This is a genomic window from Peptoniphilaceae bacterium AMB_02, assembly GCA_036321625.1.
Lineage (GTDB): Bacteria > Bacillota > Clostridia > Tissierellales > Peptoniphilaceae > Microaceticoccus > Microaceticoccus formicicus.
On record CP143259.1, the window covers coordinates 860,537 to 876,620 of the forward strand.

Below are 16,084 nucleotides of genomic sequence, written 5' to 3' on the forward strand. Positions count from 1 at the left end.
AAATATGGAAAACACTGAAGTAAGAGGAAATGAAGTCGTCCTGGACGATCTTCTAGTCGTGTCTTCATCTCCTCATATTAGATCTAATGAATCAGTATCGAGGATAATGCTTGATGTAATAATAGCGCTTATTCCAACTAGTATAGCTGCAGTCTACTTTTTTGGTATGAGAGCATTAATGCTAATTGGAGCTTCTATTTTAGCTGCTGTAGTATCTGAAGCGCTTATTCAAAAAGCTTTTAAAAAGGAAGTCACTATAAGAGATTTATCTGCTGTTGTAACAGGATTGCTACTCGCACTAAATGTACCGGTTTCATTACCGATTTGGAAAGTTGTTGTAGGTTCAGTATTTGCAATCGTAGTTGTAAAACAGTTCTTTGGAGGTTTAGGATCAAACTTTATGAACCCGGCTCTTGCTGCCAGAGCGATGTTAATGGCATCATTTGCTAAAGATATGGGTAAGTTTACCGAGCCTTTAACAGATATGATATCCATGGTTACTCCATTGTCTGGAGGACCTACACCTACTGAAATGGAAATGTTTATAGGAAACATGGCTGGATGCATGGGTGAGGTATCAAAAGCTGCATTATTAATAGGAGCTGCTTACTTGGTCTTTAGAAAAGTAATAAGTTTAAGAATACCTGTAGTTTACATAGCTACAACATTGATTTTTGTAGTCTTATTTGGCGGAAAACCAAATGATGCATTATTCCATCTACTAAGTGGTGGTTTAATCTTAGGAGCGTTCTACATGGCTACAGACTATGCTACTTGCCCTGTAACTAAAAAAGGACAGATAGTATTCGCAATCGGATGTGGATTATTAACAGCGGTTATAAGAAAATTTGGTGGTTATCCTGAGGGAGTTTCATTTGCAATCATCATCATGAACATGTGTGTACCGCTAATAGAAAAATTCACAGCTGAAAAGACATTTGGTTCCGGAGGTGCTAAATAATGAAAGAATTAAGAACACTGGTCATCAGACTATTTTTAATAACTGCTGTTGCTGGTTTGGTCTTAGCTCTTGCAAATACCTTTACTGCACCGGTTATAGCTGAACAAAAAGCAAAAAAACTTGCAGAATCACTAAAAGATGCATTCCCGACAGCTGAGAAAATTGAACCAATGGATAAGGATGAAATGACAAAAACCATTGGGGATAATGAGGCTGTAAAAGATATATACAATGTAACTGTTGGCGGTGAAGTAAAAGGCTTTATTTTTAGAACAGTTGCTAAAGGTGGTTTTGACGGTCCGATAGAATTCATCGTAGGAGTTTCAAAAGAAGGAAACATAGAAGGTTTTAAGGTTTTAAACAATACTGAAACACCTGGATTCGGTAAGCAATGTGAGACACCGGCATTTGCTGAAGGAGTAACAGGCAATAAAGTTGATCAAGATTTAACCTATGCAGAAACACCTTCTACAGATTATGACATTCAAGCAATAAGTGGATCTACTATCACTACTAAAGCGATAGTCGGAGGACTTAACAATACAATTGCAATAGCTAGAGAGCTAATTAAATAGGGGTGACAATATGAAGAATGTATTTTTTGATGGGATATTTAAAAATAACCCGGTAATCGTTCAGTTAGTTGGACTCTGTTCTGTATTAGCTATAACTACTACAGTAGTAAATGCTATTGGAATGGGAGCGGCAGTAACTTTCGTACTATTGGGTTCAAACATTGTAGTATCATTACTTAGAAACTTTATACCGGATAAAGTAAGGATTCCTTCATATATAGTAATCATAGCAACATTCGTTACTATAGTAAAAATGATGATGGAAGCATATATGCAGCCGCTTTATCAATCACTTGGTATTTTTATTCCGCTTATAGTTGTAAACTGTATAATACTTGCAAGAGCTGAGTCTTTTGCATCTAAGAGAACAATTATAGAATCTATAGTTGATGCCCTTGGACAAAGTGCCGGTTATACAGTATCCGTTGTTGTTTTAGCGGCAATAAGAGAACTATTCGGCTCAGGAACACTTATGGGAGCAAGAATAATACCTGAAGAATATGTTATAGGAGTATTTACTCAAGCACCGGGTGCTTATATAATACTTGGAGTAATGATTGGAGTTTTCAACATACTACTAACCAGATCTAAGAATAAAGAGTTAACAGGAGGTCATAACTAATGGGAAACCTATTTACAATAATAATCGGATCCATATTTGTTAACAACTTCGTATTAGCTCAGTTCCTTGGTATTTGTCCGGTATTAGGGGTTTCGCAAAAAACCGAAACTGCTTTTGGTATGGGACTTGCAGTAACATTTGTTATCACCATGGCATCTGTTATTACATACACCATCCAAAGATTAATACTTGATACACTAGGACTAGGATATCTTCAAACTATAGTTTTCATACTTGTAATAGCAACATTGGTACAATTTGTAGAGATGGTACTTAAAAAGACATCTCCAAACCTATACAATGCTCTTGGAGTATACCTACCACTTATTACTACTAACTGTGTAGTACTAGGGGTAGCAATACTGAATATTGAAAAAGAGTACAATATCATTGAAGTTGTTGCAAATGCTATAGGGGCTTCAATAGGTTTCATAATTGCAATCGTAATTCTTGCATCAATTAGAGAGAAACTTGAGCATGCTGATATCCCTGAGTATTTTAAAGGAGTACCTGCAGCGCTATTCACAATAGGACTAATGTCCATAGCATTTATGGGCTTCTCAGGACTAGTGTAGGAGGCTGAAATGGAGAATATTAATAATATAATAATCCCCGTGGCAGTACTTGGAGGTTTAGGAATTGCATTCGCAGCATTATTGTCCTATGCTTCAAAAGTATTCCATGTGGCAGTAAATAGAAAAGTTGAAGAAGTTAGAAATGCACTTCCCGGTGCAAACTGTGGGGCATGTGGATTTCCAGGTTGTGACGGACTAGCTAAAGCCATAGCACTGGATGGAGCTCCTATCAACAAATGTCCAATAGGAGGACAAGCGTTAATCGATGCTCTTGCAGTAATTATGGGACAAGATGCAGTCGAATCTTCAAAACAAGTTGCTGTAGTACTATGTCAGGGTACAAATGAGAGAACCGGCAATAAGTATGATTATGAAGGAATAGCTGATTGTAGATCCATTGCAGCATTACAAGGTGGTAACAAAACCTGTTCATATGGATGCCTGGGAGGCGGTACTTGTAAAGATGTATGTCAATTTGGTGCAATTCAAATGATCGACGGACTTGCAGTAATCGACAAAGATAAATGTACAGCATGTTTAAAATGTGTTGAGATATGTCCTAAGCAAATAATAGAAATGGTTCCTTATGAAATGGAATCAGTAGTTAAATGTAAGAGCCATGATGCAGGTAAAGTAGTAAGAGCTGCTTGTAAGGTTGGATGTATCGGTTGTAAGATATGTGAAAAACAATATCCTGAAGGATTCAAAGTAGAGAACTTCCTGGCAACTGCAGTATATGATCCTGAAAATGTCGACATCGAAGCACTTGATAATGCAATAGCTAAATGTCCTACCAAATGTATTTATCCGGGACTTGAAAGAAAAGCTGAAGCAGACAGGATAAAAGCTGCTGAGAAAGCTGCCGAAGAAGAAAAAGTAGGTTAATATTAAAAGAGATAAAATGGTTCTTTGTCAAATAGTGTTGGTATATAAATTAATTACAAACTATTAATGTCAGGCAGCGTTAGCTGCCTGACGTTTTTTTACACTTACAGTGTCTTTTGGTACTATCATTTTCTTGCAAATTAATATTCGATTCCTAAAATGATAGTACGACCTGTATCCGAAAAGAGTTCTTTGTTAAACACTTAATATAATTATTAATACCTATCAAATATTTAATCTTCTCACTTATTTCAGAAATCTTGATATTTTCATCTTTTAAATCTAATAAATTTAAGATATAATTACTTATAGACATAGTGGCCTCCTTATTTTTTGGTTGTGGTGATTAAATTATAAAGGAAATTGGTCACTATGTCTTTTTTAAAAAAGAAAATAGTGCCAGCAAAGAAACCAATACTTCTTCACCAACACTATAAATTATACAGCATAAATTATAGAGCTTAAATAAATTGTATAGATAGTACAAAAAAATTTTGTCTTTATCCCGGGTAAATAGGCAGTGAGAGTAAGTATCATTAGGTAGATGTAGACATACGACATCTAAATTAGGAATCTTGAGTACAGGAGATTTTTGGTTTGTAATGAGACTACAAATCTGTAATAAAATGCGATGCTTACAACGAAAACAATGCTTTACGCCTTGTTAAATACATCTAAGAGTGATAAACTATATCTATAATGTTTTAGGAGAAGATGATGAAAAAAGGCGATAAGATTTTAATTATTATTATTTTAGTGTTTTCAATTTTTATGATGTATATAGTTAACAAGGCCCCTGAGCTATCTGACAGTGCCTATGTTAGTGTACAAGTAGAAGGCAAAGAAGTTAAAAAAATAAATTTCGATAAATCAGTAATCGGAAAAACATATAAAATAGAAACGGACCATGGTTACAATATCATTGAAATCGGTGATAAAAGTGTCCGAGTTATCGAGGCGGATTGTAAGGATAAAATTGATGTTAAACAAGGCTGGATTTCAAAGCCGGGTGAAACTTTGGTTTGTTTACCGCATAAACTTGTGATTGAAATCATCAACGAAAGCGAAATAAGTGATGTAGATCATATTAATTATTAATAAAAGGTTTTTTATGAGAAGATATATATATTTAGCAGTTCTAGTTGCAACTGCACTAGCTCTATCGATAATTGAAATGTCAATACCCTTACCATTTATTGCACCGGGCGCTAAACTCGGATTGTCAAATATGGTAATTTTAGTGACTCTTGTTTTATTTGGTTTCAAAGATGGAGTATTGGTGGCTGTCATGAAATCTGTAGTACTAATGCTTGCGACAGGAAGCATTAGCAGCATGCTATACAGCCTTGCAGGTTCGGTATTGAGTGTAGTTGTTATGCATATAGCATATAAGTATTTTAACAGCTTCTTAAGCATAATAGGTGTAAGCATATTGGGAGCGGCAGCTCATAACTTTGCTCAAATTACCGTTGCTGCATTAATCACAGAGAATATAAGGATGTACACATATTTACCTGTACTGACCATAGTTGGAATATTTACCGGATATTTTGTAGGAATTTCTTCAAAATATATATCCGAGCATCTTTACAAATTGGGAGTCTATAATTTGCCGAGGAGGAATGAATGACAAAAGATATTATAGTAGATGAAATTTTAGAGATTATTGAGCCGAGTGATATTGAAAAAACAGCCAAGGAATTGGAACGAGTTGAAAATACCGATTCCGATGGTTATAGAATAAAGGATTTAAACGAATTTGACAGACCAAGGGAAAAACTTATGCTGGAAGGCAGAGAATCTCTTAGTGATGCAGAATTATTTGCCATTCTAATCGGATCGGGAACCAAGTCTTGTTCTGCTATTGAATTGGCAAATAAGGTGCTGGTACATATTGGCAATCATGAAGCACTAATGGATGCAAGTTTGGAAGAATTCATGGAAATTAAAGGCATAGGAATTTCGAAAGCATCCAGGTTGGTAGCAGGATTAGAGCTTGGAAAGCGTCTAAGTAGACGAAATTCTATCAGAAATATCAAAATAGGTTCCCCGGAATCTGTAGCTGATATTTTTATGGAAAGATATAAATATGAAGAAAGAGAACATTTCTCACTACTTCTTTTAGATACAAAAAACCAAATAATAGGAGAAGTAAGAATTTCTACGGGTGACTTAAATAGATCCATTGTAAACCCCAGAGAAGTTTTTAAGATTGCAGTAAAAAGAAGTGCAAATTCTATTATCTTAATCCACAATCATCCTTCTGGAGACACAAGGCCATCAAAAGAAGACATTGCCGTTACTCATAGGTTGATAGAAGGTGCTAAGATTTTAGGAATTAATATACTTGATCATATAATAATAGGATATAATGAGTATTTTAGTATGAGAGAGTCCAATATTATTTAAATGGGAGAAACTTATGAGAAGATTATTTAGCCTAATAGCCGGAGACATAGGCATAGACTTGGGAACGATAAATACACTTGTATTTGTCAATAGGAGGGGAATAGCTATAAATGAACCTTCTGTTGTTGCAATAGATATAAATAACGGAGATATAGTAGCTGTAGGACAAAGAGCATGGGACATGGTGGGCAAAACGCCTGGAAATATAGTATCCATGAGACCACTTGAAGAGGGAGTAATCTCTGACTATGAAGTTACACAAGCAATGCTTAAATACTTTATAGACAAGTCATCTTCAGGTTTTTCTCTGTTGGCTGCAAGAGTTGTAGTTTCAATACCGTCGGGAATAACCGATGTAGAGAAAAGAGCTGTAGAAGATGCTGTTCTTCAAGCGGGTGCGAGAGATGTACTTTTAATAGAAGAATCACTTGCCTCAGCTCTAGGTACAGGACTGCCCGTTTATGAACCCGCAGGAAATATGGTGGTTAATATTGGTGGTGGAACCACAGAGGTCGCAGTTATTTCACTTGGTGGAATAGTATGTTCAAAATCCATATTTATAGGTGGGGACAGATTTAACCAAATAATCATAGAACATGTCAAAAATGTATATAATATGATGATTGGCTACAGTACAGCTGAAGAAATAAAGCTGGCAATAGGTACAGTAAATGTGAACAGAGACGATATGAAATATGAGGTATCCGGTAGAGATCTAATTACAGGACTACCTCAAAAAACCATGATCAGTTCCAAAGCGCTTGCAAAAGTACTGGAACCTGAGGTTTATGAAATCATAGATGGTATTAAGTCTGTACTGGAAAGAACGCCTCCTGAATTATCCTCAGATATAATGAAAAACGGAATAACCCTCACTGGTGGCAGCTCGAGACTGAACGGATTGCCCGAAATGTTATCCAGAGGAATTAATATGGCATTTGTCTTGGATGATGATCCGATGGTTAGTGCATGTATTGGTACTGGTGAGATACTGAAGAAATTTAACGAAGTTAAAAAATCCAGAAGAATAAAGTAGGTTTGTGATATGAATACTGATAATAGAAAAAAAATCATAGTTGCAACGGTCACAGTTTTTATCCTCTTGATTATGATGGCGATATCATCAAGATATAAAAATATAATTCCTTTTGCTGAAGATACAGTAGGAAGAGTTTTTGAACCGGCAAATAAAGCCGTGAGTTTCACTTCTACAAAGACAAAGGAATTATTTGTGTACCTATTCGGTACTAGAAAAATGAGAACTGAAAATGCTGAATTAAAACTGGAAAATCAGAAATTAAAAGAAGAGATAGCAATTTATTCTTCTATTATTGCTAAAGCAGAGTTTCTTGAGGATGAGTACAATCTACTTAAAAAGACTGAATACGACCTAAAACCCGCCAATATCACTGCAAAAGATCCAAGCAATTACTTTATTAACTTCACAATAGATAAAGGAGAGAACGACTCTGTCAAAGTAGGAGATGTAATTGTAACGGGAAAAAAACTGACTGATTCAACCTTTATAGAGGCAATCATAGGTAAAGTAGAAAAAGTCGGTAAGAGTTGGGCTAAGGTTACTTCAGTTATAAGCGAAAGTTCAAATATTTCTTTTATTAACTCCAGAACTCTAGAAGCAGGTGTACTTACCGGGAGAAATGAGAAGGGTATGTCAGGTTATGTATTTGAGCCCAATTCAGATATAAAAATCGGAGATAAACTAATGACCTCGGGAGTTGGTGGAGTTTATCCCAGAAATCTATATATAGGCGATGTAGTAGATGTTAAATTGACAGAAGATTTAATAGTTGAAATCATTGTCGAAACAAAAGTTGATTTTACAAGCCTTTATAGAGTACTGATACTAGATAGGAATGAGGGGAAATATGAACAGGATTAGAATATTATTGGTTATTATAATAAGTACCATACTACAAGTGACAATCTTTTCTAAAATAAAAGTTCTTGGTGTAAGTCCCAACTTTGCACTACCGGTCATTGCAGCATTGTCAGTCGGATTCGGATCCTATATAGGTGGTTATTCAGGTTTGTTTTTTGGTTTAATTGAAGATGTACTCTTTTCTAAATTACTTGGATTTAGAGCGCTTATTTATTTTATAATGGGCTTTGTTATAGGAAACAATGAATATAGATTAAACTTTAAAGACAATAGAACCGGGATGTTGATAACAGCCGGCATGACTTTAGTTTACTTTTTATTTATGTTGGCTCAGGGTTTTGTAACCGGAACATACTTAAATGTACTAAACTATCTAAAGGGACCGATTATAATTGAAATAGTATTCAATTCAATGCTGTACTTTCTTGCGATGAAGGTATTCCGTAAGATATTTATTTTCCCAAATATCAGATTTTACTAGGTGATACGATGAATAAATCACATGATCAATTAAAGAGATTCAGTGTAATAACTGTCATTTTAATTTTAATGATGACAGCTCTTGTCGTGGGTTCATTTAAATTAATGATAGTTGAAGGTAAGAAATACAGAGAGATTTCTGATACTAAAAGGATAAAAGACATACATGTAACAGCTCCCAGGGGAAATATATATGATAGAAACGGAGTATTACTGGCCGGAACGAGACCTTCCTTTACAGTGCAGCTATTGGCAGATGAGATAAAAAACTTGACTGCCAAGGAGAGAAATGATGAATTTTTAGCTTTAATCAGGCTTTTAGAAGTAGACGGAGCTAATTATATAGAACAAACACCCATACAATTAAATACATTTATATATGAGACAGAAGAAGATTATTTAAAGGAAGAATTATCACCTGATGACAAAGTTTTAGATATTATAGTTAAAAATGAATTGGTACCGGAGCTTTTAACGAAAACCAAATCGATTAGAGGCGATTTAAATTATGATTTTATAATTGCCAATAGAGCACTAAATGCATTGGAATCCAAGGGTACGGCATTACCAATAAATATAGAATTTGATGGACAAATTAATGCGAAATTTAAAGGCGTTGAAGTTCTCGACGAATTTCTAAAAAAGCATGAATTGACAGGTAAAGAAGATCCAATTTCAATAATAGGTCAGTTTATAAATAATGATAAAACTACAATTAGAAAAATAATAAATCATCCATATGCCAGAGAAATAGTTTATGATTTATTAAAATCCAAGAATTTAGTAGAAAATATCAAACTTAGAGATTTTGAATTATCAGATGACAGAAAATATTTGTTGAACAAGGTAGAATTGAGTAAACTCTATCCGGAAATTACTTTAACTAGTAGTCCTAAAGATGATTTTGTAAATTTGGTAGCCAAGAATTCATTAAAACTATTTCTTGAGAAGATGGATATCACTGACAATAATGAGGTAATTAAACCTGCTGAAATCTTAATCAATATGATTGAGAAAAAGACAGGAATAGATACATCCCTTGTTGCAAATGTGAACCTTGTATCAGAGGTAGTGACGATAGAGTACAAGGACGCTGATGAAAGCACATCCGAGAAACCTCTGGATAAGCTTATAAGACTGGCTAATGAAGCCGGAGTTCTTAGTGAATTTATAACAGATGAAAGGATAAAATACTTAGCACAGGAAACTAATACGAAAGCAGGAATCATTCCTCAAATATCTGTTATAGAATGGGATTATATTTTTGTTAAGAATAAATCCGATTTACTTGAAAAATATAAGCTGAAAAATGATGCAAGTCCTGAACTTTTACTCCAAAAAATGAAGGAGTACTACGATATAGAGCATAGTGATGAGTATATATCACTTTCACTTGTTTCATTAAACAGAATGCTCGAAGGACAAGGCCATTTAAGCTATCAACCTATAAATATAGCCTATAATGTTAAGGAAAAAACCGTAGCAAAAATAGGCGAACAGATTAAAAATAATGCGGGAATTGCCGTATCAGTTCAACCGGTCAGATATTATCCGGAAGGAAAATCTGCGGCGCATGTTTTGGGCTACATGGGTAGGATTTCACAACCGGATGAAATCCAAAAATATGTTAAAGAAAACAAATACGATCCAAATGAACTAATAGGTAAAACAGGTGTCGAAGAGAGTTTTGAGTCTGTACTTAGAGGACAAGACGGCAAAAGAGTAGTAGAAGTTGACTCTTTAGGTAATAGAACCAGGACTCTTGATGAAAAACCTCCTGTTCCGGGAGGATCGGTCTACTTAACCAATGATATAAAACTTCAAAAAGTTGCTGAAGCAGCACTTAAGCAAACCTTGGAAAAACTGCGTACAGGAGGAAGTTTTGAGTCCAAGTGGGGGAATGCTCCACTTAGACATAATGAGCAGGAAGGCAGACCTTACTATAATGCGACAAGTGGATCGGTAGTAGTACTGGATGTAGAAACAGGAGAAGTCCTTGCGCTTGCAAACGAAAAATCATATGATCCAAACCTGTTTGCAACCGGTATATCCGAAAGTGATTGGAAGAGTTTATTCCCCTCAGATGATAAAAATCCACTAGCTGACAGACCGCTTCTCAATATTGCAATGCAGTCACAAATTCAGCCCGGTTCAATATTCAAGCTGACAACTTCATTAGCAGCTCTTGAAAAAGGTTTTGATCCTTATAGAGAGATAGAAGACAAAGGCTTTATTGAAATAGGAGATACTATATTTGGATGCTGGATTTGGAATACTGTAAAAGGCACTCATGGTAATGAAAATGTCTTTAGAGCTATAAGAGACTCGTGTAACTATTACTATTACTGCTTGGCACTGGGTGAAAATCCACAAACAGGAGATCAGTTAAATGTCAAACTAGATATTAACGATATAAGAGCCAGTGCAATAAAACTCGGACTCGATGCTCCTACGGGTATAGAAATTAACATCCCGTATGAAAGCGGTGGAAGACTTCCAAACCCTGAAGAGAAGAAACAAACCATGAAACAGCTTTTGCATTATTTCCTGGAAGAAAATATTGAACAATATATTAAACCTGACAAGAAAACAAATCCAATAATAATAGAAGAGATGATAAATAAGATCACTTCTTGGATTGAAGAAGAGGAGACTATAACCAGAGAGGATATAGAAACCAGGCTGGATGAACTAGGTATTGACGCTGAAAAGGTACTGGAAGGAAAGACGGAAACCTTGGTTGACATCATAAAGTATACCTATATAGATCAATCAGGCTGGAATATAACCGACATGTTAAATGTTGTAATAGGCCAAGGTCAGAATGCGTACACACCACTTCAGATGGCAAATTATGCCTCAATATTTGCAAATGGCGGATACAGAAATAAGGTGTCTGTAATAAAAGAAGTAAAAAGTCATGACAATACACGAGTGTTATTAAAAAATGAACCTGTAAGAAATAGGCTTGATTTAAATAATTACGAGAACTTAAAACATATTGGAGAAGGTATGAATATGGCTTCGCATTTCGGTTCATTGCAATTGGTATTCGGTAACTTCCCGATAGAGGTTGCTTTGAAAACAGGAACAGCTGAAAGAGAAGGTATAAATCCTACTACAAATAAGGGATTCGATGATTACAGTTGGATGGTCGCTTTTGCTCCATATGATAATCCTAAGATTGCAATAGCCTCGCTATTGTATCAAGCGGGATCAGGATCAAACAATGCTGCGATTGTTCGTGAGATTGTAGGAGAATATCTAAAACTTGAGCCTAAAGCAGATCAAAACACAGAAGAAATTAAAGTTCCTGAGGGTGAGAGAGTAGAATGAGAATTATCAGAATATTCGGAAAAGAAACACTAGCTACCAAGCTAGTGATTTCTTTCTGTAATGAAATAAAAAGTGAAGAAAGAGTATTAATTATTGATACCATATGTGGAAAAAGGCTAATTCCTATCCATTTTGGTGTTGAGGATGAAACGATATACGATATCTATGACTATTTCAACGGAGTCGTGGATTTTTATAAGACATTTGTGGAAGTTGATAGCAGCTTAGGAATAATTGCATCTTCTTATTTGGAGGATAAATTAATAGCCGAAGAAATAGACACAGAGAAATTGATTGATGACGCAGCTGAAGATTATGATGTTATTATTATTTTAGCAAATGAGGCTGCCAAAAACTGGGGATTTGGTGACGACTGTAAGAATATTCAAATTTACGGTAGAAACAATAGCATCAGCAGTATCAAAGGCGACAATAAAATTGTAGTAGATAATACAGACAAGCTGCTTTCAGATGGTGTTCATTTACAGGAATTAAAATGGCTTGTTGAAATGGGTTTTGGTATAGTGGGAGTCTTGGAAGATGAGAATTCATCTCAAAAGGTATATCAAGAAATCTATCAGAACACCATAAATGATAAGCACATTGAAATTAAACCGAAGGGTTTTTTCAATAGAATAAAAGAGGTTTTTAAAAATGATTGATATTAATAAATTAAACAGAGTTTTAAACAGAGTAGATAAACCGGCGAGATATGTTGGAATGGAAGTAAATTCTGTAAATAAAAACATCTCTGAGGTAGATGTAAGTGTAGCTTTTGCCTTTCCCGATGTCTATGAAATAGGGATGAGTTATAACGGTTTAAATCTTCTTTATGGCCTTATAAACGGAAAAGAAAACATGCTTCTTGAAAGAGTATTTTCACCATGGACCGATATGCAGGAAGAGATGCTAAAAGAGAAAATAAATTTATTCACATTGGAGTCTAAAACAGCAGTATCCGAGTTCGATTTTTTTGCTTTTACCTTTCAGTATGAAATGAGCTATACCAATATACTTAGACTATTGGATTTAGCAGGACTTGAACTTAAATCAAGCGATAGAAGCGAAGAAGATCCTATAATCATCGCTGGAGGACCATGTGCCTATAATCCCGAACCTATGGCGGATTTTATAGATCTTTTCTTTATAGGTGAAGCAGAAGAAGGATTACTGGAATTATTAGAACTCTATATTGAATTGAAGAAGTGTGGAGTCACCAAGTCTGAATTTCTTAAAAAAGCATGTAAAATCAAAGGCATCTATGCTCCTAAGTTTTATACTGAATACTATAATGAAGACAATACCATAAATAGAAGAGAAAAGAATTATCTTGAGGCACCTGATATTATCCAAAAGAGGTATATAGAGAATTTAGATGAGGTCTATGCAACTGAAAAACCGATATTGCCGAATATAGAGGCAATTCATGACAGAGTAGTTGAGGAAATTTTTAGAGGCTGCACAGCCGGATGTAGGTTTTGTCAAGCCGGTATGATTTATAGACCAATTAGAGAAAAGAAAATAGACACTATTGTAAATCAAATAGATACTATGCTGGTTAATTCAGGATATGATGAGATTTCTCTTTCTTCACTGTCCACATGTGATTTTCCGGAGCTTGAATTATTAGTAAAGAAGTTGGTGGAATCCTATTCTGACCAGAATATAAGGATTTCACTACCATCTTTAAGGCTTGACTCGAAGAGTCTTGGAGTACTTAAAGAAATCGAGAAGATGAAAAAAACAGGACTTACATTTGCTCCCGAAGCAGGAACTCAGAGACTTAGAAATGTAATAAATAAAAATATAAGTATAGAAGATATTGATAGAGCGGTGAGATTTGCATTTAGTGAAGGATATACTACTATAAAACTGTACTTTATGATAGGTCTCCCAACGGAAACCATAGAAGATGTACTTGGAATAAAAGAGATAGCTTATATGATCAAGGACATCTTCTTTGAACAGGATCTAACAAATGTTAAGGGCAACTTAAAGATAACTGCGAGTAGTTCATGTTTTGTTCCAAAACCATTCACTCCATTTCAATGGGAAGCTCAAGACGACATAGAAACTCTATATGAAAAAGCAAACCTTTTAAAATCGGAGATTAGAGACAAGAAAGTCAAATACAATTTTCATGACCCAAGAATAAGTAAACTCGAAGCGGTAATTGCAAGAGGAGATAGAAGAGTGGGTAGAGTCATAGAAAATGCATATAGAAGAGGTTGTCATTTCGACGGTTGGGGCGAACATTTCAAATTTGAAAAGTGGATGGAAGCTTTTGAAGAAGAGGGAATTGATCCGGATTTCTATGCTAATAGGCAAAGAAGTACTGATGAAATTCTACCTTGGGATTTTATTGACATTGGGGTTAGTAAGAAGTTCTTTATAAGAGAAAGACAAAAAGCCTTAAATGAAGAAGTTTCAAAAGATTGCAGAGAAATCTGTCATGGTTGCGGTGTGAATAGAAGTTATCCCGGAGGGTACTGCCCATGCATATAAGAGGAAAATTTATTAAAATTGGATTTATGCGATTAATAGGTCATTTGGATTTAATGAAACTATTTCATAGAGGTCTTAAAAGGGCAGGTATTGAACTAAAATATTCTGAAGGATTTACTCCATCTCCAAAACTTTCAATACCCAATCCATTGCCACTTGGAACGGAGTCGGTTTGTGAATATATAGAATTCGATACAGATAATACATTCAATCCTAAAACATATATCGAACTGATTAATGAACAATTGCCTAAGGGGATAGAAATTATTGATCTATATGAATCTAGTATTTTATCTTCAATCTCAAGAGAAATAGTCTTTTCCTCTTACAGGATATATATTCCCGATGAGTACAGTCATAAAGATATTGAGGCAGCAATAGATGCATTATTGAAATTGGATAGTTATGTAGTAATTAGAAAAAAGAAAAATAAGAAAAAGAGAAGAATTGATGAAATTCCGATAGATATAAGAAGTTTGATTATAGATATAAAGGCATCGAGTGATGATAGGGGCTTCTATATTGAGTATGTATGTCATTCAAGTGACGGATCAAATCTTAGAGCGGATGTATTAATTAAAGGGATATCTAATATCTTGGGAGTAGTTATAGATATGACGGATTTGTCAGTGGTAAGAACAGGACAGTATATTGACGAAAATAGAACAGAAGTTTCGTTGGAGGGTTAAATGAATTACGGATTTATTGATATTTGTGACACACCAACTCTTGGTGTATTGATAGATGGGAAATTAAGACATTATAAAGAGTATAAGACAGATGAACTTCCAATAGGATCGATAATAAGGGCTAGGGTAGTAAAAAAACTACCCTGGCTTGAATGTTTTGAAGTCCAGATAAGTGATGAGGAAACAGCACTTTTACCATATAAACAGAAACTTGATGAAACTTCATCGGATCAGATATTAGTACAATTAGTTAAACCTAAGCTTGGTAAGAAAAATGCCAGAGTAACTGAAAAAATAAAATTAAAAGGAAAGTATATAATAGTTGACCCCTATACTAAAGGAGTTAATATTTCCAGAAAAATAGAAGATGAATATAAAAGGGAATTACTTATCAGTACCGTATCAGACTGTAATCCTGAATATGGGATAATTATAAGGACTGATGCTGAGTATGCCGACATTGAGTCAATAAAATCTGAGCTTAGAATACTTGTGATGAGAACGGAAATGATTTTGAAAGAGCTGAACTTTCTACCCACACCAAAAGTTATATACTGGCAAAAGCCTGACTATGCAGCAGAAATAAAAACTTTTGCAAATGATTTAAATCAAGTCATCACAAACTCTACCTCCGTTTTTGAAGAATTGTCTAAGGATCATCTATTAAAAGACAAAATAGTAATAAAAAGAGCTTATGATGTATCAGAGGACAGAGAAGTTCAATTTAGATTAGGGAATAGAGTAAATAGAGTTATTGAGCTTAACTCAGGTGCTAATATCGTAATTGATGAGTTGGAAGCTTTGACGGTAATAGATGTAAACTCGAGTTCATTCACATATGGTTCTAATAAAGAAGAAAGTGCATTAAAAGTTAACCTCGCTGTGATAGAAGAGATATTGAACCAAATAATGATACGCAGCTTAGGTGGGATAATAATTATCGATTTTATTAGGATGAATAGTGGCAACTCAGAAATTGTTAAGAATATATTTATATCTACCTCTAAAGAATATAATTTAAACATAAATTATATCGGTTTTACTAGATCAGGGTTATTAGAAGTAGTGGTAAATCGTTAATGCTCTATAACTTGACAAAGGACGGCTTAATGATATAATTTAAGTAGAATGCAAATGTTTTCATTTG

17 protein-coding genes are annotated in these 16,084 nt (G+C 34.7%); 16 read left to right on the plus strand and 1 reads right to left on the minus strand.

All coding sequences use genetic code 11. From position 1 onward, the window contains the following. Positions 1-4 precede the first annotated feature (4 nt). The 5 genes from VZL98_04140 to VZL98_04160 are packed head-to-tail and all read left to right on the plus strand — an operon-like array spanning position 5 to position 3,618. The gene (locus tag VZL98_04140) at positions 5-961 is read left to right on the plus strand and encodes an RnfABCDGE type electron transport complex subunit D (protein WVH64137.1); all 957 of its coding nucleotides are present in this window, start codon (positions 5-7) and stop codon (positions 959-961) included. After that, a complete protein-coding gene (locus tag VZL98_04145; GenBank protein ID WVH64138.1) occupies positions 961-1,536 on the plus strand; it encodes an RnfABCDGE type electron transport complex subunit G in 576 nt (191 codons plus the stop codon). The genes VZL98_04140 and VZL98_04145 overlap by 1 nt, the downstream gene beginning before the upstream one ends. Before the next feature lie 10 nt (positions 1,537-1,546). Next, complete coding sequence (locus VZL98_04150; GenBank protein ID WVH64139.1) at positions 1,547-2,158, plus strand: electron transport complex subunit E; 612 nt, start codon at positions 1,547-1,549, stop codon at positions 2,156-2,158. Next, a complete protein-coding gene (gene rsxA / locus VZL98_04155) occupies positions 2,158-2,733 on the plus strand; it encodes an electron transport complex subunit RsxA (protein WVH64140.1) in 576 nt (191 codons plus the stop codon). Before VZL98_04150 ends, rsxA begins: the two co-directional genes overlap by 1 nt. 9 nt (positions 2,734-2,742) lie before the next feature. After that, the gene (locus VZL98_04160; GenBank protein ID WVH64141.1) at positions 2,743-3,618 is read left to right on the plus strand and encodes an RnfABCDGE type electron transport complex subunit B; all 876 of its coding nucleotides are present in this window, start codon (positions 2,743-2,745) and stop codon (positions 3,616-3,618) included. Between the two features lie 154 nt (positions 3,619-3,772). Here VZL98_04160 and VZL98_04165 read toward each other — a convergent pair whose 3' ends face one another. Continuing rightward, entirely contained in the window at positions 3,773-3,934 is a 162-nt protein-coding gene (locus VZL98_04165; GenBank protein WVH64142.1) for a hypothetical protein, read from the minus strand. Positions 3,935-4,335: 401 nt separating this feature from the next. Here VZL98_04165 and VZL98_04170 point away from each other — a divergent pair, with 401 nt between their 5' ends. The 11 genes from VZL98_04170 to VZL98_04220 are packed head-to-tail and all read left to right on the plus strand — an operon-like array spanning position 4,336 to position 16,017. Further along, entirely contained in the window at positions 4,336-4,716 is a 381-nt protein-coding gene (locus VZL98_04170) for a NusG domain II-containing protein (GenBank protein ID WVH64143.1), read from the plus strand. A gap of 13 nt (positions 4,717-4,729) precedes the next feature. Beyond that, entirely contained in the window at positions 4,730-5,248 is a 519-nt protein-coding gene (locus tag VZL98_04175) for a Gx transporter family protein (protein ID WVH64144.1), read from the plus strand. Next, positions 5,245-6,027: a DNA repair protein RadC gene (gene radC / locus VZL98_04180; protein ID WVH64145.1), complete on the plus strand. Its 783-nt coding sequence runs from the start codon at positions 5,245-5,247 to the stop codon at positions 6,025-6,027. Before VZL98_04175 ends, radC begins: the two co-directional genes overlap by 4 nt. A 13-nt stretch (positions 6,028-6,040) precedes the next feature. Beyond that, positions 6,041-7,063, plus strand: coding sequence for a rod shape-determining protein (locus tag VZL98_04185; GenBank protein WVH64146.1), 1,023 nt, complete (start codon positions 6,041-6,043; stop codon positions 7,061-7,063). 9 nt (positions 7,064-7,072) lie between these two features. After that, on the plus strand, positions 7,073-7,927 hold the full coding sequence (gene mreC, locus VZL98_04190) for a rod shape-determining protein MreC (protein WVH64147.1): 855 nt from the start codon (positions 7,073-7,075) through the stop codon (positions 7,925-7,927). Continuing rightward, positions 7,914-8,408: a rod shape-determining protein MreD gene (gene mreD / locus VZL98_04195; GenBank protein ID WVH64148.1), complete on the plus strand. Its 495-nt coding sequence runs from the start codon at positions 7,914-7,916 to the stop codon at positions 8,406-8,408. The genes mreC and mreD overlap by 14 nt, the downstream gene beginning before the upstream one ends. Before the next feature lie 8 nt (positions 8,409-8,416). Further along, positions 8,417-11,743 carry a penicillin-binding transpeptidase domain-containing protein gene (locus VZL98_04200; protein ID WVH64149.1) on the plus strand — a complete coding sequence of 1,109 codons (3,327 nt, stop codon included), beginning with the start codon at positions 8,417-8,419 and terminating at the stop codon, positions 11,741-11,743. After that, positions 11,740-12,405 (plus strand): hypothetical protein, encoded by a 666-nt coding sequence (locus tag VZL98_04205; protein WVH64150.1) that lies wholly within the window; start codon positions 11,740-11,742, stop codon positions 12,403-12,405. The genes VZL98_04200 and VZL98_04205 overlap by 4 nt, the downstream gene beginning before the upstream one ends. Then, entirely contained in the window at positions 12,398-14,248 is a 1,851-nt protein-coding gene (locus tag VZL98_04210) for a TIGR03960 family B12-binding radical SAM protein (protein WVH64151.1), read from the plus strand. The genes VZL98_04205 and VZL98_04210 overlap by 8 nt, the downstream gene beginning before the upstream one ends. Beyond that, entirely contained in the window at positions 14,239-14,937 is a 699-nt protein-coding gene (locus VZL98_04215) for a TIGR03936 family radical SAM-associated protein (protein ID WVH64152.1), read from the plus strand. The genes VZL98_04210 and VZL98_04215 overlap by 10 nt, the downstream gene beginning before the upstream one ends. Then, positions 14,938-16,017, plus strand: coding sequence for a ribonuclease E/G (locus VZL98_04220; GenBank protein WVH64153.1), 1,080 nt, complete (start codon positions 14,938-14,940; stop codon positions 16,015-16,017). The last annotated feature ends 67 nt before the right edge of the window (positions 16,018-16,084 follow it).